Genomic DNA, 18,476 nt, shown 5'->3' with positions numbered 1-18,476 from the left:
AGAACGTCGCAATCAGATTGGACCCGAGTATGAAACAAGACGTCTTTGGACAGATGAACACCCTGAACCAGCCCGCAAGCGTCGAGGCATGGGATGGTGTTCTCCTTGGGTTCATGGCGCATGCCGCTGTCACACCGCAACATCTGGGCAAGGTTCTGGAGCTTGAGCCGGACTTTGCGCTGGGCCATGCGGTCAAGGGGCTGTTCATGGTTCTGCTGGGCCGGCGCGAGATGATCGTGGTCGCTGCCGAAGCGCTGAGTGCCGCGAATGCAGCAATGGAGCGTCAGCCAGTTTCAGCCCGGGAAAGGCTATATGTCGAGGCGCTGGGTTTGTATATGGCCGACCTTCCATCACAGGCCGTTCAGAAATTTGAAGAGATTCTGCGAGCGCACCCAACTGATACTTTGGCCATGAAGCTCAGCCATGCGACGCGTTTCGTTCTGGGCGATGCTGCGGGGATGCGTCGGTCGATCGAACGGGTGATGCCAGCGTATGAACCCGACCACGCCGGACGTGGATACTTGCTGGGATGCCACTCGTTCGCGCTGGAGGAAACCGGCGCCTACGAGAAAGCCGAAATCGCCGGTCGTCAGGCCCTATGGATGGTTTCGGACGACGCCTGGGGATTGCACGCTGTAGCGCACGTGCACGAGATGACGGGCAACGCGCAGCTGGGACTGGACTGGCTCGCGGGACGTGAGGACGCTTGGGCGCATTGCAACAATTTCCGCTATCATGTCTGGTGGCACAAGGCGCTGATGCATCTGGATTTGGGGCAAGTCGATCAAGTTATGGCGCTTTACGATCATCACATCCGCCAGGACAAAACCGACGACTATCGCGATATCTCGAATGCAACCTCGCTGCTGTCCCGGCTAGAGCTTGAGGGCGTTGATGTTGGCAACCGCTGGGAAGAACTGGCCGATCTCAGCGCAGCCCGAACCGAAGACGGATGCTTGATCTTCGCCGATCTTCACTACTTGCTGGCATTGACCGGGGACAATCGTTCGGAGGCTACGGCAAATATGCTGCAGCGTATTCAAAATGACGCCCAGCGCAATCAGGGTGACACGCCGATCCGCATGTCCGACCCGGGCATTGCCGCCGCCAAGGGGCTTGAGGCCTTTGGAGAAGGCCTTTACGGCCAAGCCTTTGATTTTCTTTCAAATGCCCGGGGTGGGATGCAACTGGCGGGTGGCAGCCACGCCCAACGTGATGTATTCGAGCGTATCACCATTGATTCCGGCCTGCGCGCTGGCCGCCTGGATGCTGTCGAGCGCATCCTGGACGACCGCCGCGCCAAACGTGCCGGGGGAGAGGACAATTACGCCCTCGCCCGCCGAGAATTGATCGAGGCCGCACGCGACAGCGGCGACGCACAAAGCGTCCCCGCCGAATAACAACAATAAAAGACCAAGAAGGACAGAAACCGTATGGCGACCGCATCGCCCGCTTCTGATTTTGCTCCGGTGGCGTCTCAGGTCGCCGCCCCCGCCGCTACGCGCGATCCGCGGTTGGATTTCTATCGCGGCATCGCGATGTTCATCATCCTGATTGCCCATATTCCGAACGATCCGTGGGCCAAATGGATACCTGCCCGCTTTGGCTTTTCGGACGCAACCGAGATCTTCGTATTCTGTTCAGGCATGGCTTCGGCAATTGCTTTTGGGGGGGCGTTCATGCGCAAAGGCTGGTGGATGGGCACCGCACGCGTGAGCTTTCGCATCTGGCAGGTCTACTGGGCGCATATCTGCCTGTTCTTCTTTGTCGCGATGACAATGGCGGCCCTGAACCAGAGTGGGCTGTTCGAGAAAAACTATATCTCCTCTCTCAATCTACAGCATTTCTTCAACGATCCGGCGTCACAGATCGTCGGACTGTTCACCCTGACCTATGTGCCGAACTACTTCGATATTCTACCGATGTATCTGGTGGTACTGGCGATGATGCCCCTATTTATGGGGCTATATCGTATCGGATTCTGGGCGGTCGCCATGGCCTCGGTCACGATCTGGCTCGTAGCACAATTAGACTACCTTGACCTGCCAGCCGAGCCCTGGTCAGAGCGCCAGTGGTTCTTCAACCCATTCGGGTGGCAATTGCTGTTCTTCACCGGCTTTGCGTTCATGCGAGGTTGGATTCCAGCGCCGCCGGTGTCGAAAACTCTGATCTGGGCAGCAGCATTGTTTTTGATCTTCTCGATGCCGTTCGGCTCGTGGAAGGTATTCACTTGGATCAATGCAGCAGCCCCTGATCTGGCTGATGAGATTCGCAAGGTCTGGCCAGTGACCAAAGAATTTCGCGACAAGACCGACTTTGGTCTATTCCGATATCTGCATTTCCTGTCGCTTGCCTATCTGGGTTGGGTTATCGCTGGTGAGCACGGCCACCGCCTGATAGCGACCGGTCAGGGGGCAGCTGCAAAAGTCTGGCAGTTCCTGCTGACGATCATCACCAAAGTGGGTCAGCAATCGCTCGCGGTGTTCGTATTTTCTATGGCAGCAGCACGACTTATCGGCGTCGGACTGGACCTGAGTGGGCGGGATGTTGCCAGTGTGTTCATCGCCAACATGATTGGCTTTGCCATGATCATCGGCGTGGCTTATCTGGCCGCCTGGTTCAAGTCACAACCTTGGAAATCAAAGAAATGAACTTTACACGTCGCGCTTTTCTCGCCTCATCAACCGCTCTGGCCTTCGCCCCGGCGGCATATGCCACAGGTGGAGAGACCCCGTTCAGCCGAGACGACGTCATCGCAATGGCCCGCGACCTGGCCAGCCGTGATTATGCCGAGCGTGAGATGGTTCCGCAGGAGTGGCAGGACCTGACGTATCAGCAATACCGTTCAATCCGGTTCCGGCTGGATCGCGCGCTCTGGTACGAGACCGAGACGCCCTTCAACGTCGATTTTTTCACGCCGGGCCTGTATTTTCCACGCACAGTGAAAGTATCGACCGTCGAGGACGGTATGACCAAGCCGGTCGCCTTTGATCTAGCCATGTTCGATAAGTCTGAAGACGTACCTGAGCTGCCCATTGACGACACGCTGGGCTTTTCAGGTCTACGCCTGCGTACTGAGATGCACCGCCCTGGCGAGACAGACGAGTTCTGCGTTTGGCAAGGGGCCAGCTATTTCCGCGCCATCGGTTTGCACGAAGTCTATGGCCTTTCGGCCAGAGGGCTCGCCTTGAAGACCGGCGACCCGGATGGCGAGGAATTCCCCGAATTCATTCGTTTCTGGTTGGAGCGTCCAGAACCGGATCAACGTAACATGGTCGTTCATGCGCTCATGGACAGCCCAAGCGTTACAGGGGCCTACCGCTTCCACGTTACTGCCGGTTCAGATTGCGTGATGGATATTGAAGCCACCCTGTTCCCACGTACCGAACTGCCCCATGTCGGCATCGCGCCCGGCACATCTATGTTCCTGTTCGATCAGACCAATCACAGCCGTTTCGATGATTTTCGCCCCGCAGTGCACGACAGTGACGGGTTGATGATCCGCAACGGCGCAGGAGAGGTTCTGTGGCGCCCGCTTGCGAACCCGACTCGCCTGCAGATCTCGTCTTTTGTCGACACAAACCCCCGCGGCTTTGGTCTGATGCAACGCAAGCGCAAGTTCTCGGACTATGCGGATCTTGAAGCCAATTATCACAAACGCCCAAGCTTGTGGGTCGAACCCAGCGAAGACTGGGGTAAAGGCACCGTCACGCTTGTTGAAATCCCGGCGGATCAGGAGATTTATGACAACATCGTCGCCTATTGGCGCCCGATGGAACCCTACGCCGCAGGCAGCCAGATTGATCTGTCCTATCGCCTGATCTGGGGCGAGGAACCGCAGCACACCCCTATGGCCCGCGTGATCAACACTGCGATGGGCGACAACACGTTCGGCGAGGGCCGTTTGGCTGTGATTGATTTCGAAGCCAGTGAGCTGCTTGACGATCCCGAGGCCATCACGGTGTTTGTCGACTCGCCCCATGCCGAAACTTCAGAAGGCGTTCTGCAGCGTAACCCAGACACGGGCGGGTTGCGGCTGGCGTTCTCATTCGAACCAGGCGAACGCAACCACGTGGAACTGCGCGCGCAGTTGCTGAAAGACAAACAACCAGCCTCTGAAGTCTGGCTTTACCGTTGGACCATATGAACCGCGATCTTCATATCATGCCGCCCGAGGCCCCTCTGGCGATGCCAGCGCAGAACTTTGCGCAGGGATTCCGCGATGCGCAGGTACCTGCCGGGGGTCGAAATCCCTCTGTCGGGTTCTGGCGCGCGCTGGTCTTCTCACCTGCCATGGCGGCGGCTTTGGGTCTGCTCTGGGTCATGTCCGACTGGTTCAGCGCCGAAGGGATCAATCTGGTCGAAGGTATCCTGCTGACGCTAATCTCGTTCAATTTCTTCTGGATTTCCTTCACGGTCTGTACCGTACTGCTTGGCATGGTCTCGCTGTCCCGGCAAGAGCAGCCAAAGCGTGAAGGAGGCTCGCAACCGTTGCGCGTGGCGCTGTTGACGCCTGTCTATAACGAGGTGCCGTGGAACGTGCTGGGGAACGCCCGTACGATGCTGGAAGACCTGCAGAAACGCGGTGGTCAGCACCACTATGCCATGTTCATTTTATCCGACACGCGCGACCCCGAGATCGCCGCGCAGGAACAGGCCAGCGTTGAGGCGTTGCGGACCACGCTGGCACCGGGGCTTGAACTCTATTACCGCCGCCGCCCCCAGAATACGGATCGCAAGGTCGGTAATATTGCCGATTGGGTCAGCCGCTGGGGCGCGGACTGGGATGCGATGTTGGTGTTGGATGCCGACAGCCTGATGACGGGTCGCGCGATCTCGCGCCTGACAGATGCGCTGGCGCGCGATCCCGGTGCAGGCCTTATCCAAAGCTATCCGCAGCTGATTGGCGCGCAATCGGTCTTTGCCCGGATGCAGCAGTTTGCCAACGGCGTCTATGGTATCGCCTTTGCCGAAGGCCTCGCGCGCTGGTGCGGGCAAGAAGGCAATTATTGGGGCCACAACGCCATCATTCGCACCTGTGCATTTGCTTCTAGCGCAGGTCTGCCCAAGTTGCGGTCGCTCAACGGACAAGACAAGCTGATCATGAGCCACGATTTCGTCGAGGCCGGATTGCTGCGCCGCGCCGGATGGGCCGTGCGCTTTCTGCCGCGCATACGAGGATCATATGAAGAAACGCCCCCCACCCTCATTGACCACGCAATGCGCGATCGCCGCTGGTGTCAGGGCAACCTGCAGCACCTGAAACTGCTGGGTTCAACCGGCTTCCGCGCAGTCTCGCGGTTCCATATGTTCCACGGAGCGGTCGGATATCTGATGTCGCCGCTATGGTTCGCACTTTTGGTGATGTGGGCCTTGATCGGTCAGGGCAAGGACGCCTCGGTCCTGCATTACTTCAGCCCGGACAATCCGCTGTTCCCGCAATGGCCAGAAATGTCCGAAACACGCCATGTGCTGATCATTCTGGTGATGTATGCGATGCTATTGGCACCCAAGGTTTTGGGCGTCGCTGCCCTGCCCCTCAGCGGTGTGCGCTATTCCGATTTCGGCGGAACGCGGAAATTCTTCACTTCATTTCTGTCTGAAGTCATCCTGTCGATCCTCTATGCCCCGATTCTGATGGTGCAGCAGATGATTGCAGTGTTCCGCACCGCGTTGGGCATTCAAAAGGGCTGGTCCCCGCAAGCGCGCGATGGTGGCAGCTACGGGCTGCGCACGCTGATCCTGTGCCATAGCCTAGAGACTATCATTGGCGGTGCGCTTAGCGTTGGCATACTCGCCGGTCTGGTCTCGGTCTGGCTGGCCCCGATTGCGATCAGCCTGGCACTGGCGATCCCACTGTCTGCGCTCAGCGGCGTATCGGCAGGCACCGCGCGCCGTATGGTTGGTATGCGCGAAGATGTCAGTGAGCCTGCAATTACGCGCTCGGCCCGGCGCTATCGCGATGAGTTGAAGCGATTGATCGAAGGCAAGGGCGTGGTCACACCGGCGGAATGATCACCCGCCGGGCAGGCCCTCGTACCAGTCTACCATCATATCGGCCCAGCCGTTTGGCACCGTATGGCCGCCCGGGAACAGAGCAAATTCCAAGGCGCTACCTTCGGCACACCCCATCCAGTTGCGACGCATAAACTGGCGCGTGGTAGAAAACCCGCTGGGCTTGGTATCGGCACACTCATTGGCGACCCGCCAGATTTCCAATCCGGCAAAGATATCGCCCTGGTGGAAACGGCCTCCGCCCAAAAGGCGGCCCTCCAGCGGCACCACATTGTCCGTCCAACCATGGGTGTGGAACATGCGTACCTGACCATCACAGCTTTCGGGATGTGGCCGCCAGAACCCGCCTGAAACCGGGACATAAGCAGAAAATGAATCCGGCGCAGCGCAGGCGAGGTAATAAACCATGAACGCGCCAGCCGAGAAGCCGCCCAGCACCACGCGATCCGGGTCGATATCAAACCGGTCGGCAGCGTCCTGCACTACTTCACGAAGAAACGCGGGTTCATCCCGACCTTCCCAACCGGGAAAGAAGTTCCAGCTTTTTCGGCCGTTTCTCTCGGACCCTTCCGGTGCCATCACCGCGTAGCCGCGCGCCAGCAGTGGCTCGACCATGGATCGGTTCTTGAGCGTACCGGTGGCGCTGCCGCCATAGCCGTGCAGGAACACAACCAGCGGAGGGTTCTCCGCTTTCGGCAGTTCGATGTAATATCCGCCTGATGCGGTTTCGCACATCCCCTCGGTATCGCCACAAGCCGCAAGGCCGGGTTGCCCGGCAAAAACAAAGCACGCGGCCAACCAGTGTCTGACACTCATCCCGTTTCCTCTTCATAATCGTTGACAGGCAACCCAGCCCGCACCCAACCGGGCCCGGCCGCCGAACCCAGCATGCCCTCGGGCACGTCGATGATATTGGTAAATCCAGCCTCGGTCAGTCGATTGCTTAATCGTGCCGAGCGCACCCCGCGTGCACAGATCAGTGCGACAGGTGCAGATCGGTCCCCCCCGAGCAGGTGATCCAAGGCCTGCACGAAATCCTCACGGCGCATGTCGAGCGGGTGGGCCGCTTCGGCGACCCCGGTCGCCCGCCATTCGCGTGGAGTTCGGATATCGATAAGATGGATCGCGCCGTCGAGAGCCTGTTGATGGGCTGTGGCCGCCGCAATCTGACCACCAGCATAGGCCTGCGGGATCAGCCGGTATTCGCGGATTGCGAAACCCGCTGCAATGGCGGCCCCTCCGCCCAATAGGACCCATCTGCGGGTTCGGCGTTTCCCTTCCGCCATGCGGCACTCTCCTGCATTGTCAGATCGGTATTATCATATGGCAATTCGCGACGCTTTCAGGAAATCCAACCCTCAGATCAAGTTCGCGTCATAGTTACACAGGTGGATCACGTCCAATATGTGCGCTTTAGGACCTTTCGGAACCTTGCAATTTCCGGACAGTCAATAAATTATCCCTAGTAATTCAGTCATATTGACCGCACAGACCGGAGTATCGCACTTGTCCCTATTCCTTATCGCGGCCCTTCCCTTCCTCGGAGCTGTCTTTCCGGCCCTCCTTATTCGGGCAGGACGAAACGCAGCAGCATCAGCGGCTGGGTTGACCACCTTCCTCGCGTTGATGGGATTGCTGATCCACATTCCCAGCGTCATGCGCGGTGATGTTGTGACCGCGCGGTTCGACTGGATACCCGGGCTTGGACTAAACGCGAACTTCATGCTGGACGGTCTGGGTTTTTTGTTCGCCCTGCTGATCCTGGGCATCGGTCTTCTGATCATCCTCTACGCACGATTCTACTTGTCGCGCGAGGATCCGATGGGGCAGTTCTATACCTATCTGCTGCTGTTTCAGGGCGCGATGGTGGGAATTGTTCTGTCCGACAATATCCTGCTTCTGCTAATATTCTGGGAACTTACGTCGCTCAGTTCATTCTTGCTGATTGGTTACTGGAAGCACTTGCCCGAGGGTCGTCAAGGCGCGCGTATGGCTTTGGCCGTGACCGGTTCGGGCGGGCTGGCGATGATCGCAGGGATGCTTATCCTCGGCAATATCGTGGGATCTTATGACCTGAGTGTCATTCTGCAGAACAAAGAGCTGATCCAGTCCTCGCCGTACTACCTTCCTGCGCTGATCCTGATCTTGCTTGGCTGTTTCACCAAATCGGCGCAATTCCCGTTCCATTTCTGGCTGCCGCACGCGATGGCGGCTCCGACGCCAGTGTCGGCCTATCTGCACTCGGCCACAATGGTGAAGGCAGGCCTGTTCCTGATGGCCCGGATGTGGCCGGTTCTGGCGGGTACGGATGCGTGGTTCTACATCGTCGCCACTACCGGTTTGATCACCATGCTGCTGGGTGCCGTGATTGCGCTGTTCAAGGATGACCTAAAGGCGCTGTTGGCGTTTTCGACGGTGTCCCATCTGGGTCTCGTGACGATGCTACTGGGCTTTGGCACGACGATCGCCGCTGTTGCAGCCGTCTTCCACATCATCAACCACGCGACGTTCAAGGCGGCCTTGTTCATGACCGCCGGGATCGTGGACCACGAGACCGGCACACGCGATGTCAAACGGCTGGGTGGTTTGCGGCATCTGATGCCGATCACGTTTACTATCGGCACAATCGCTGCCCTGTCGATGGCCGGTCTGCCACCGCTGAATGGTTTCCTCTCGAAAGAGATGATGCTGGAAGAGACAGTCCACACGACTTGGCTTAACTCACCTTACTTGGTACCCGGCTTGGCGCTTTTGGCTGCGCTATTTTCAGCGGCCTACTCCTTTCGCTTTGTCAGCCATGTCTTCCTTGGGCCCGAGCGAGACGATTACCCCGCGCATCCGCATGACCCGCCTGTCGGTCTTTGGTTGGCGCCGGCGTTCCTTGTGGTGCTGGTCGTCCTGATCGGTCTTTATTCCGCAGCCATTGTTGGCCCGCTTGTCGCGGTTGTCTCCAGCGCGGTGATCGGGGGCGAGAAGCTGCCTTATTACTCGCTGAAACTGTGGCACGGCTTTACACCTGCGCTTTATATGTCGGTGGTCGCGACGCTGGGAGGCCTGTTCCTGCTGTCGTTGCACAAACGCGGCGACCAGATATGGAACGCCCTGCCCCGGCCCGAGGCAAAGGTGATCTTCGAGGCAATCATCGACGCGCTGACCCGTCTCAGCCGCTGGATTACGGACGAGCTGCATAATGGTGTGCTCAGCCGGTATGCGATCATCTTCGTGGCTTTTGTCGTTGGGCTTGGCTACTACGCCTACACCACCGGCACCATTGGCGTTGAAACACGCGTACCGCTTGAGGCTCAGGTCATCCCGATCATCGGCTGGATCTGTCTGGTGGGTGCGACGCTGGCGATCATGTGGTTCCACCGCAACCGTCTGCTGTCACTGGTGTTGATCGGGGTGGTTGGCCTGATCGTTTCGATGGCATTCAACTACCTTTCTGCCCCCGATCTGGCGCTGACACAGATTTCGGTCGAAGTGGTGACGATGATCCTGCTGTTGTTGTCGCTGAACTTTCTGCCGACCGACACACCCTGGGACAGCAGCGCGGCACGGCGTTGGCGTGATGCGGCAATTTCGGTGGTTGCCGGGATCGGCTCAGGCGCTTTGATCTATGCGCTGATGATGCGGGATTTTGCTTTCCCAACGATCTCGGAATTCCATCTGGCCAATTCGTACAAAGGTGGCGGTGGCACCAACGTCGTGAACGTGATCCTCGTCGACTTCCGGGGTTTTGATACCTTTGGCGAGATCATCGTGCTGGGCATCGCAGCCCTGATCATCTACGCCCTGACCGAAGCAGTGCTAAGCACCAATGTGCGCAGTTACCTGCTGAACCGTAAACCACATTGGCCGCAGTCGGGTGACTCTCACCCATTGATGATGGTGGTCGTCACCCGCGTGATGATGCCCATCGCATTGATGGTCGGGGCCTATATCTTCTTCCGAGGCCACAACCAGCCCGGCGGCGGCTTCATCGCAGGCCTCATCGTCGCGATCGCCTTCCTGATGCAGTACATGGCCAGCGGCTATACCTGGGCGATTGAACGGCAGAGATTCTATTATCACGGCACCATCGGCTGGGGCGTATTGATCGCTGCTGCCACCGGTTTGGGCGCATGGTTCAATGAACGCCCATTCCTGACCAGCGATTTCGGCTATATCCACTGGCCCCCGCTAGAAGAATTCGAATGGGCAACCGCGATTCTGTTCGATACCGGCGTCTTCCTTGCGGTACTGGGCGCTGTGATGCTGGCGCTCGACAGCCTGTCGCGCTTCGCGTGGCAGCCGGGAATGGCACAAGAATTCCCGATGGATATCAACCCGCTGCGGGATAGCCCTCAGGATGAAGATAACGAGAAGGAGCAGGCCTGATGGAAGCGCTCGTAGCCTCTGCCGTAGGCGTCATGACCGCCGCCGGGATATTTCTGATCCTGCGCCGTCGTACATTCCCAGTCATTCTGGGCCTGTCCCTGATCACCTATGCGGTGAACGTGTTCCTATTCGCCACCGGGCGGCTGGCGCTGAACGCACCTGCCGTTCTGAACAAATATGAAGATGTCCCCTATACCGACCCGCTACCGCAGGCGCTGGTGTTGACGGCCATCGTGATCTCATTCGGGATGACGGCGGTGATCGTGATGATTTCGCTGTCCGCCTATCTGTCCTCGAAGGATGACCATATCGATATGAGCGCAAGCGATAGCGTGGACGCGCCGGGAGAAGACGCATGAACCATTGGATCGTCGCGCCGATCGTCCTGCCCGCGATCCTGGCCCCGTTTATCATTATGGTGTTGCGATATCATTTGGACCTTCAACGCATCTTCTCGGTCGCCGGCGTCGTGGGATTGCTGGGTATCGCCTTGACCATTACCGCCCAGGCATCGGGTGGCGAGGTTCAGGTCTATGAGCTCGGCAACTGGCCCGCACCGTTCGGCATCGTAATGGTGTTGGACAAACTTTCGGCCATGATGGTGTTGTTGACGGCCCTGCTGGCCCTGCCGGTTGTCCTTTATGCCATCGGCTCTGGCTGGGATGAGAGAGGCAAACACTTCCATGCTCTACTCCATTTTCAGCTAATGGGTGTCTGCGGTGCTTTTCTCACCGGCGACGCCTTCAACCTCTTTGTGTTTTTCGAGGTCCTGCTGATTGCCTCTTACGGCCTCATGACGCATGCAGGTGGCGCAGTGCGGTTGAAGGCCGGGGTTCAGTACGTCGCCTATAACCTGCTCGGCTCGACCTTGTTCCTGTTTGCATTGGGTACGATTTATGCTGTGACCGGCACGCTCAACATGGCTGATCTGGCCGTTCGCGTGGCCGATATCCCACCCGAAGACACCGCCTTGCTGCGGGTTGGAGCAGTCTTGCTATTACTGGTTTTCTGTATCAAGGCCGCAGTGTTGCCACTGCATTTCTGGCTTCCTGCAAGCTACGCAAATGCGCCGCTGCCCGTTGCGGCGCTGTTCGCGATCATGACCAAAGTCGGTGCTTATTCGATCCTGCGGGTCTATACACTGGTCTTTGGGCCCAATGTAGCCGCAACCGAAGGGCTAGTCGGTAGTTGGCTACAACCTGCAGCGCTGCTGACATTGGCCGTTGGCGCTATTGGCATTCTGGGCTCGCAACATATCGCGCGAATGGTGGCCTTTTGCGCCATCGCATCGATGGGCACATTGCTGATTGCGATCTCGTTGTTTAGCGAGGCCGCGACGGCGGCAGCACTCTACTATATCTTCCATTCAACGCTGGCGACGGCCCTGCTGTTCCTTGTCGCGGACATGGTAATGGAGCGCCGTGGCGGAGCCATAGCCCCTTCGACGCCGATGCCGCAATCCGGTCTGATCTCAGCCCTGTTCTTTGTCGGCGCCATCGCGATGGCTGGCATGCCGCCACTATCGGGCTTTGTGGGCAAGCTGCTGGTACTGGACGCCTCACGTGGCGCGCCCGATGCAAATGCGGTTTGGGCCGTGATCTTGATCGGGTCGTTCGTCACAATCGTGGGTCTGGCCCGCGCGGGAACGCTGATCTTCTGGAAAAGTCACGACGCCCAACATAATGTGACGCCTGAGCCAACCGAAGAAGCCGGCCTACCAACCGCGCCCGAGCCCTATCCGGGCCTCGCCTTTACTTCGGTGTTCGGGGCGGTTCTGGGTCTTGTGCTGCTGACGCTATTTGCAGGTCCGGCGTTGCAATATGCCAGCAACACGGCCGTGCAACTGTTCGCGCCGGAAGATTACATTTCGGCCGTGCTGGGAGGGGAAGAATGATGAAGCTTCTGCACCGTATATTTCCGCATCCCCATCTGACCGCACTACTTACACTGGTGTGGGTGTTTCTGGCAAACACCGGGTCTTTGAACTCGGTGGTCTTTGGCCTGCTACTGGGCATCATCATTCCGTTTATCACTCAGCCCTATTGGCCGGATCGCCCGAAACTGCGCAATTGGCCGATGGTGGCGGAATACATGTTGGTTGTCTTATGGGATATCGTGATGGCCAATATCGCGGTGGCCCGGATCATCCTGTTCAAACGCGACGCAGACCGCCAGCCAAGCTTTGTCAGCGTCCCGCTGGAACTGCGCACGCCCGAGGCCATCACAGTTCTGGCCGGAACCATCACCATGACCCCCGGCACCGTCAGCTGCGATTTGTCCGCACAAGGGCACTACCTGCTGGTTCATTGTCTGGATGCACCGAACCCCGAAGAGGTGCGCGACCAGATCAAACAACGCTATGAGCGCCGCCTGAAGGAGATTTTCGAATGATCACCTATGCGATCTACTTTGCTTTTGCCTGCTTCGGCGCTGCGATCATGATGTGCTTGTGGCGTATCATTACTGCCGACGGTGTCGGTACCCGTGTTCTGGCCCTAGATACAATGGTGATCAACACCATCGCTCTGCTTATCCTTTACGGCTTGAGTATCGAGACCGAAATCTTCTTTGAATCCGCCATGATCATCGCCATGCTCGGCTTTGTCTCAACCGTGGCTTATGCGCGCTTTATGCTGCGTGGCAATATCATCGAATGAGCGTGGCATGACCTTTATCTTCGAACTGCTCATCGCATTCTTCCTGATCGTATCGGGCATTTTCGGCTTTGTCGGATCATTCGGCATGATCAAGCTGAAAGACCCCATGTCCCGCCTGCACGCACCCACCAAGGCAACTACGCTGGGCGTGGGCGGCGTCCTACTGGCCTCGATCGCGCATTCGGTTTTGCTTGAGGGCAAACTGTCGATGCACGAGTTGTTGATCACGCTCTTTCTGTTCCTGACGGCCCCGATCACGGCCCTGTTCATTGCCAAATGGCACATTCATCGCCATGAAAAACCCAGTGATCTACCAGACGCAGGCGAGGATGAGCTTTGGGCCACCCACGCGGTCGAACAGGTCGAGGACGTCCCGGACCACAGTACGAACTGAGACCTATGCACAAACCTCTGCTGCCCCTAACCCGCGATCTGGTTCTGATAGGCGGAGGACACACGCACGCGCTACTGCTGCGCAAATGGGGTATGAAACCACTGTCCGGCGCGCGGGTTACGGTGATAAACCCCGGTCCCACCGCACCCTATTCGGGCATGTTGCCAGGATTTGTCGCTGGTCACTATCAGCGGTGGGAGCTTGATATTGATTTGGTGCGTCTGGCCCGCTTTGCCGGTGCGCGGGTGATACTGGGCGCAGTTGAAGGTATCGACCCGGACACACGCCAAATCCATGTGCCCGGACGCCCGCCGGTGGCGTTTGATGTGGCCTCGGTCAATGTCGGGATCACCTCGGATATGCCAGCATTGCCGGGATTCGCCGAGCATGCCGTTCCGGCCAAGCCGCTCGGCCTCTTCGCCGCGCAATGGCAAAGCTATCTTTCAGGGACGGGCCGCGCCTCGGTCGCCGTGATCGGTGGTGGCGTTGCGGGAGTAGAGCTAGTCATGGCGATGGCCCATGCACTGCGTTCCAAAGGACGTGAAGCGCAGGTTACTTTGATCGACAGTGCAACGGCCCTGACAGCGACTGTCCCGAAGGCATCCGCCACCATCCGGCAGGCGATGGCGCACCTGGGGATCGAAGTTCTGGAAAACACATCAATCCAGAAGATTTCTGCGGGCGAAATCGAGCTAACGGACGGTCGCCAGATACCAGCCGATTTCATCACCGGTGCTGCAGGCGCGCGGCCCTATGAGTGGATATCCAATACCGGCCTCGCGCTGCATGACGGTTTCATCAAAGTGAACGCGTCCCTGCAATCCAGCGATCCGGCGATTTTCGCCGCGGGAGATTGCGCCCATCTGTCCGAGAACCCGCGCCCCAAGGCAGGGGTCTACGCAGTGCGCGAGGCACCAATATTGTATGACAATTTGCGCGCCGCGCTAGGGTCTGGGAATATGCGGCGTTACGTGCCGCAGAAGGATTACCTGAAACTCATCTCTCTGGGTGGAAAATCCGCACTGGCCGAGCGATTGGGAACATCATTCAGCGGGCCGCTCATGTGGCAATGGAAAAACCATATCGATCAGAAGTTCATGTACCGGTTCCGTGAACTGCCCCAAATGCCCACCACCGCATTGCCCCGTCATCACGCAGCAGGGCTGCAAGAGGCGTTGGGAGAAAAACCAATGTGCGGCGGGTGTGGTGCAAAGGTGGGTCGAGGCGCTTTGCAGGCCGCATTGCAGGAGTTGCCGCAGCTCGACAGGCCCGACATTACACCCCTGCCCGGTGACGATGCGGCGGTGCTGCTAACCGGTGGCACGCGACAGGTTATGACATCGGATCACTTACGCAGCTTCACCAACGATCCCGCCTTGATGACGCGTATCGCCGCTGTCCACGCGCTTGGTGATATCTGGGCAATGGGCGCTCGTCCGCAGGCTGCGACAGCAACGATCATCCTGCCGCGCATGTCAGCTGAGTTGCAGCAGCGCACAATGGCTGAGATCATGCATATTGCCAGCGACGTCATGCACCAAGCCGGGGCTGAGATCGTCGGCGGCCATAGCTCAATGGGTGACGAAATGACCATCGGGTTCACTCTGACCGGGCTCTGTGATGCTGAACCGATCACGCTGGGTGGCGCAAAACCTAATGACGCTTTGATCCTGACAAAGCCGTTGGGCAGCGGTGTTTTGATGGCGGCCGAAATGGCGGGCAAGGCGGAAGGCGCCTGGGTCGTGGCAGCTTTCGCGCAAATGATACAGCCGCAGGGTGAGGCGTCCCGCATCCTGAAAAATGCCCATGCGATGACGGATGTCACCGGTTTTGGTCTGGCGGGTCATTTGCATGGGATATGTGAAGCGTCAGGCTGCGGGGCAACGCTGTCTTTGGACGCGGTTCCAGCTCTGGAAGGTGCGGCAGAGCTCAGTGATCAGGGCATTCGATCTACAATCTACACCGACAACCGTGCCATCGCCCCAGGCCTTCCGACCGGCGGCAAGGCGGATTTGTTATTCGATCCTCAGACTGCGGGAGGTCTCTTGGCGGCCGTCGATGCCAACGAAGCCGAGCAAGTATGCTCGGGACTACGCGCCGCCGGTTACCCTGCCGCCTTGATTGGTCACATCGACGCGGCACCAGGCCTGCGTGTTCAAAGCTGATCCAGAACATTCTTGATCCGAGCCACCGTCGCCGACAGCCCGGTATCATCAAGTGACGGTGCCTCAATCTGCGCGATCACTTCGGCACGCTGCGCCTTACGCGATTTGGCATAGGCCGGGTCGTAATGCTGTTCCATCAATGCCTGTGTCAGTCCACGCTTGTCGCCGGCATTGATCAATTCCAGCCAACCATCCACAACCTCATGACCGCGATGAATGCGCAGTGGAGACAATCGATCACGTAGCCGTTCGCTATCCGACAGAATGTCATCGTAGGCAGACACCAGATACGCGGTGCGCGCAGCAATCGGTGCTGTGATCTGGATGCGAGGTGCAGAACACAAGGCCGACCACAGGCTGGGCGGGAGCATCAGGTTTCCGATCTTGGATGATTCTGCTTCAACAACCACCGGACGCGCTGCATCCAGCTCGCCCAAGGAAGCGGCAAGCGCGGATTCAAAGGCTTTCTGACTGGGTTGCCCACCCGGCATTTCGCCCAACAATGAGCCTCGGTGATTGGCCAGCCCTTCAAGGTCCAGCACTTGCGCGCCTTGCGCCTTTAGATGGCCCAACAGGTCTGTCTTGGCCGTCCCGGTATAACCATCCAGCGCGACCAATCGATATGGCAACACTTCATCATAGAGGAACTGCTTTACCAGTCGGCGATAGCTGCGATAGCCGCCTTCAACCACCTCGGCGCGCCAGCCGATTTGTTGCAACATCCAGGTAAATGATCCTGATCGCTGCCCGCCACGCCAGCAATAGACCAGCGGTTTCCAGTCGCCCTCATGATGGCTCAGGTGATCCTCGATATGGCCTGCCGCGTTGCGAAACACCAGCGCAGCACCCAGCTTGCGGGCCAGAAACGGGCTTTGCTGGACGTAGATAGTACCGACCCGTGCCCGTTCTTCATTGTTCAGAACCGGCAGATTGATAGCGCCCGGCATATGGTCTTCGGCGAACTCAGCCGGGCTACGCACGTCGATAATCGTATCAAACGTGTGGTTGTAGAATTGCTGCAGGCTGGAGACTTTCAAAACCATATCAACGGTCTATCCCGCATGGTGCCGGAAGAAAACCCAAGCCGCTGTTGAAGGTACCAAACCATAATACGGAACAGCCATTGCAAACCATCTTCGCTTGGGTAATGAACCATCGATACTGGTTTCTTATTGGCATGGGACGTGCGCACAAATGGCACAGCAGACCGCAAATTCCCTCAAGAGCAAAGCATTGGCCGATCTGGAGACAGGGAAGTTGCCGCAGGCCTTGAAAAAAGCGCAGCTTGGCATCAAGAAACACCCCAAGGATGCCGATTACCAAGCAATCGCAGGCTTTGTCCTGACCGAGATGAAGCGGTACAAGCAATCCATTCCACACTTCGCTGAAGCATCGCGAATGAAACCGGACGATGCTCAATTTGTCGAAAACCTCGCCAACGCGTTAATGCAGACAGGTCAAATTCCGCGTGCGCTGTCTTATGCCGAGCAGAAACTTGAACGCTTCCCGAATAACAAAGAACTGGTCCGCGTGATTGATGAAATTCAACTCAAGGGACAGAATTGGCGCCTGATCATCGACCATACGACGAAAAAACTGGAAAAAGACCCTGACAATGCAGATTTGCTTTGGTTGCGGGCCCGCGCCTACGGAGAGGTCGGGTTCTCCGATCACAGCTCTCAGGACATTGCCCGCGCTTATGGGATCGCACCTGAAAATGAAAAAATCGCATTGTCAAAAGCCGTAGACTTGTATCAATCGGGCGACAAAGAGTGCTCAAAAACCATTTTGCGCGCTGTACTCGAGAGAAACAAGTTTTGCGCGGCGGCGCTCTACCAAATGTCTCTAATGGTGGACAATGACCATGCCGAGAGCCTTGCGCGTGCTGTCGACACCGCAATTTCAGAAAGTGATCACGCCAACTCGGTGCTTGAATTCGCAAAGGCGCACTTGATCTCCAAACGTGATGGGCTGTTCTCGGCGCTCCCCCACTTTGCGCGGGCCAATGCCATTCAACACAACGTGAATCCGTATGACAGCACGCAAGAAGAGAAACGGTTCAAAGAAATCAGCACGTTTTTTCCCCTGAATGTACCTCCTGCGACTGCAGGCGTAAGCGATGGGCCCAAGCCGATATTCGTGGTCGGACAGCCACGATCAGGCACAACACTGATGGAAATGATGCTTAGTTCGGCACCGGATATCGCCGGCTGCGGAGAGCTGACGATTGCAGGTGAATTATCCCAGAAGGTCAGAGAGAGCGGCAAACCATTTGACGCAGACGCAGCTGCTGAATGTGCAGCAGAGTTTCGCAGGCTGATGCCACCCTTACCCGAAAGTTCGACTGCATTCGTTGACAAGATGCCACATAACTATCAGCGGCTCGGCTTCATAATGTCAGCGTTCCCGAATGCCCGCGTGATCAACATGTTGCGCGATCCAAGGGATGTGGGGCTATCAAAATGGATCAGGCGTTTTCACTCACCGGGTATGCGCTATGCATCCAATCTTGAATCGATTGCCCACTCAGCCAACCTGTACCGGTGCTATCTTTCTCATTGGGAAAAGCTGTTCGGTGATCGTATTCTGACGGTTCGATATGAGGACCTGGTAGTCGACCCCAAAACCTGTATCCAGCAAGTCGCCGCCTTCTGCGGTATCGACTGGGATGAGCGGATGATGACCCCTGAGAAAAATACCATGAAAGTCCGCACCGCCAGCACCGATCAGGTGCGCAAGAAAATCTCAACCGGGTCAATTGGTGGCTGGCAAGAGGTTGCGGATCAAATTCAGCCGATGTTGGATGGGCTGGATCAGGCGTTGTGGCCCGAATACAGGTTCGATTGACCAAAAAAAAAGGCCGCCCCG

The 18,476-nt window shown here is 57.7% G+C and carries 15 protein-coding genes; 12 read left to right on the top strand and 3 right to left on the bottom strand.

The window, feature by feature from the left end:
- The first annotated feature begins 29 nt into the window (after positions 1-29).
- From ACRZ9U_RS04665 to mdoH, 4 genes are read left to right on the top strand one after another with little or no spacing between them, the layout of a single operon-like run.
- On the top strand, positions 30-1,400 hold the full coding sequence (locus ACRZ9U_RS04665) for a tetratricopeptide repeat protein (RefSeq protein WP_170401263.1): 1,371 nt from the start codon (positions 30-32) through the stop codon (positions 1,398-1,400).
- Between the two features lie 33 nt (positions 1,401-1,433).
- On the top strand, positions 1,434-2,651 hold the full coding sequence (locus ACRZ9U_RS04660; RefSeq protein ID WP_170401265.1) for an OpgC domain-containing protein: 1,218 nt from the start codon (positions 1,434-1,436) through the stop codon (positions 2,649-2,651).
- Complete coding sequence (locus ACRZ9U_RS04655; RefSeq protein WP_170401267.1) at positions 2,648-4,147, top strand: glucan biosynthesis protein G; 1,500 nt, start codon at positions 2,648-2,650, stop codon at positions 4,145-4,147. The genes ACRZ9U_RS04660 and ACRZ9U_RS04655 overlap by 4 nt, the downstream gene beginning before the upstream one ends.
- Positions 4,144-6,015, top strand: a complete 1,872-nt coding sequence (gene mdoH, locus ACRZ9U_RS04650; RefSeq protein WP_170401269.1) for a glucans biosynthesis glucosyltransferase MdoH — start codon at positions 4,144-4,146, stop codon at positions 6,013-6,015. The genes ACRZ9U_RS04655 and mdoH overlap by 4 nt, the downstream gene beginning before the upstream one ends.
- Here the strand turns inward: mdoH and ACRZ9U_RS04645 are convergent, their stop codons facing one another.
- Both ACRZ9U_RS04645 and ACRZ9U_RS04640 read right to left on the bottom strand, forming a co-directional pair.
- Positions 6,016-6,831: a PHB depolymerase family esterase gene (locus ACRZ9U_RS04645; protein WP_170401271.1), complete on the bottom strand. Its 816-nt coding sequence runs from the start codon at positions 6,829-6,831 to the stop codon at positions 6,016-6,018.
- On the bottom strand, positions 6,828-7,301 hold the full coding sequence (locus ACRZ9U_RS04640; RefSeq protein WP_170401273.1) for a rhodanese-like domain-containing protein: 474 nt from the start codon (positions 7,299-7,301) through the stop codon (positions 6,828-6,830). The genes ACRZ9U_RS04645 and ACRZ9U_RS04640 overlap by 4 nt, the downstream gene beginning before the upstream one ends.
- 220 nt (positions 7,302-7,521) lie before the next feature.
- Here ACRZ9U_RS04640 and ACRZ9U_RS04635 point away from each other — a divergent pair, with 220 nt between their 5' ends.
- From ACRZ9U_RS04635 to selD, 7 genes are read left to right on the top strand one after another with little or no spacing between them, the layout of a single operon-like run.
- A complete protein-coding gene (locus ACRZ9U_RS04635; protein WP_170401275.1) occupies positions 7,522-10,392 on the top strand; it encodes a monovalent cation/H+ antiporter subunit A in 2,871 nt (956 codons plus the stop codon).
- Positions 10,392-10,751: a Na+/H+ antiporter subunit C gene (locus ACRZ9U_RS04630; protein WP_170391885.1), complete on the top strand. Its 360-nt coding sequence runs from the start codon at positions 10,392-10,394 to the stop codon at positions 10,749-10,751. Before ACRZ9U_RS04635 ends, ACRZ9U_RS04630 begins: the two co-directional genes overlap by 1 nt.
- On the top strand, positions 10,748-12,286 hold the full coding sequence (locus ACRZ9U_RS04625; RefSeq protein WP_170391887.1) for a monovalent cation/H+ antiporter subunit D: 1,539 nt from the start codon (positions 10,748-10,750) through the stop codon (positions 12,284-12,286). The genes ACRZ9U_RS04630 and ACRZ9U_RS04625 overlap by 4 nt, the downstream gene beginning before the upstream one ends.
- Positions 12,286-12,783 carry a Na+/H+ antiporter subunit E gene (locus ACRZ9U_RS04620; RefSeq protein WP_170392908.1) on the top strand — a complete coding sequence of 166 codons (498 nt, stop codon included), beginning with the start codon at positions 12,286-12,288 and terminating at the stop codon, positions 12,781-12,783. Before ACRZ9U_RS04625 ends, ACRZ9U_RS04620 begins: the two co-directional genes overlap by 1 nt.
- Positions 12,780-13,049 (top strand): K+/H+ antiporter subunit F, encoded by a 270-nt coding sequence (locus ACRZ9U_RS04615; protein WP_170391889.1) that lies wholly within the window; start codon positions 12,780-12,782, stop codon positions 13,047-13,049. Before ACRZ9U_RS04620 ends, ACRZ9U_RS04615 begins: the two co-directional genes overlap by 4 nt.
- Positions 13,050-13,056: 7 nt before the next feature.
- Positions 13,057-13,443: a Na+/H+ antiporter subunit G gene (locus tag ACRZ9U_RS04610; protein WP_170401276.1), complete on the top strand. Its 387-nt coding sequence runs from the start codon at positions 13,057-13,059 to the stop codon at positions 13,441-13,443.
- Positions 13,444-13,448: 5 nt separating this feature from the next.
- The gene (gene selD / locus ACRZ9U_RS04605; protein ID WP_170401278.1) at positions 13,449-15,608 is read left to right on the top strand and encodes a selenide, water dikinase SelD; all 2,160 of its coding nucleotides are present in this window, start codon (positions 13,449-13,451) and stop codon (positions 15,606-15,608) included.
- Here selD and mnmH read toward each other — a convergent pair.
- A complete protein-coding gene (mnmH, locus tag ACRZ9U_RS04600; RefSeq protein WP_170401280.1) occupies positions 15,599-16,651 on the bottom strand; it encodes a tRNA 2-selenouridine(34) synthase MnmH in 1,053 nt (350 codons plus the stop codon). The two genes, selD and mnmH, sit on opposite strands and share 10 nt — an antisense overlap.
- A 151-nt stretch (positions 16,652-16,802) precedes the next feature.
- Between mnmH and ACRZ9U_RS04595 the strand changes: the two genes are divergently transcribed.
- Positions 16,803-18,455: a tetratricopeptide repeat-containing sulfotransferase family protein gene (locus tag ACRZ9U_RS04595; protein WP_170401282.1), complete on the top strand. Its 1,653-nt coding sequence runs from the start codon at positions 16,803-16,805 to the stop codon at positions 18,453-18,455.
- Positions 18,456-18,476: the final 21 nt, after the last annotated feature.

This window comes from Ruegeria sp. D7 (assembly GCF_056534355.1).
The sequence above is the reverse complement of the archived record's forward strand: the minus strand, read 5'-3'. Positions and strand labels throughout refer to the sequence as shown.

Coding starts and splice junctions, on each gene's coding strand:
- ACRZ9U_RS04665 (WP_170401263.1), top strand. CDS start 30: ATGAAACAAGACGTCTTTGGACAGATGAACACCCTGAACCAGCCCGCA.
- ACRZ9U_RS04660 (WP_170401265.1), top strand. CDS start 1,434: ATGGCGACCGCATCGCCCGCTTCTGATTTTGCTCCGGTGGCGTCTCAG.
- ACRZ9U_RS04655 (WP_170401267.1), top strand. CDS start 2,648: ATGAACTTTACACGTCGCGCTTTTCTCGCCTCATCAACCGCTCTGGCC.
- mdoH (WP_170401269.1), top strand. CDS start 4,144: ATGAACCGCGATCTTCATATCATGCCGCCCGAGGCCCCTCTGGCGATG.
- ACRZ9U_RS04645 (WP_170401271.1), bottom strand. CDS start 6,831: ATGAGTGTCAGACACTGGTTGGCCGCGTGCTTTGTTTTTGCCGGGCAA.
- ACRZ9U_RS04640 (WP_170401273.1), bottom strand. CDS start 7,301: ATGGCGGAAGGGAAACGCCGAACCCGCAGATGGGTCCTATTGGGCGGA.
- ACRZ9U_RS04630 (WP_170391885.1), top strand. CDS start 10,392: ATGGAAGCGCTCGTAGCCTCTGCCGTAGGCGTCATGACCGCCGCCGGG.
- ACRZ9U_RS04625 (WP_170391887.1), top strand. CDS start 10,748: ATGAACCATTGGATCGTCGCGCCGATCGTCCTGCCCGCGATCCTGGCC.
- ACRZ9U_RS04620 (WP_170392908.1), top strand. CDS start 12,286: ATGAAGCTTCTGCACCGTATATTTCCGCATCCCCATCTGACCGCACTA.
- ACRZ9U_RS04615 (WP_170391889.1), top strand. CDS start 12,780: ATGATCACCTATGCGATCTACTTTGCTTTTGCCTGCTTCGGCGCTGCG.
- ACRZ9U_RS04610 (WP_170401276.1), top strand. CDS start 13,057: ATGACCTTTATCTTCGAACTGCTCATCGCATTCTTCCTGATCGTATCG.
- selD (WP_170401278.1), top strand. CDS start 13,449: ATGCACAAACCTCTGCTGCCCCTAACCCGCGATCTGGTTCTGATAGGC.
- mnmH (WP_170401280.1), bottom strand. CDS start 16,651: ATGGTTTTGAAAGTCTCCAGCCTGCAGCAATTCTACAACCACACGTTT.
- ACRZ9U_RS04595 (WP_170401282.1), top strand. CDS start 16,803: ATGGCACAGCAGACCGCAAATTCCCTCAAGAGCAAAGCATTGGCCGAT.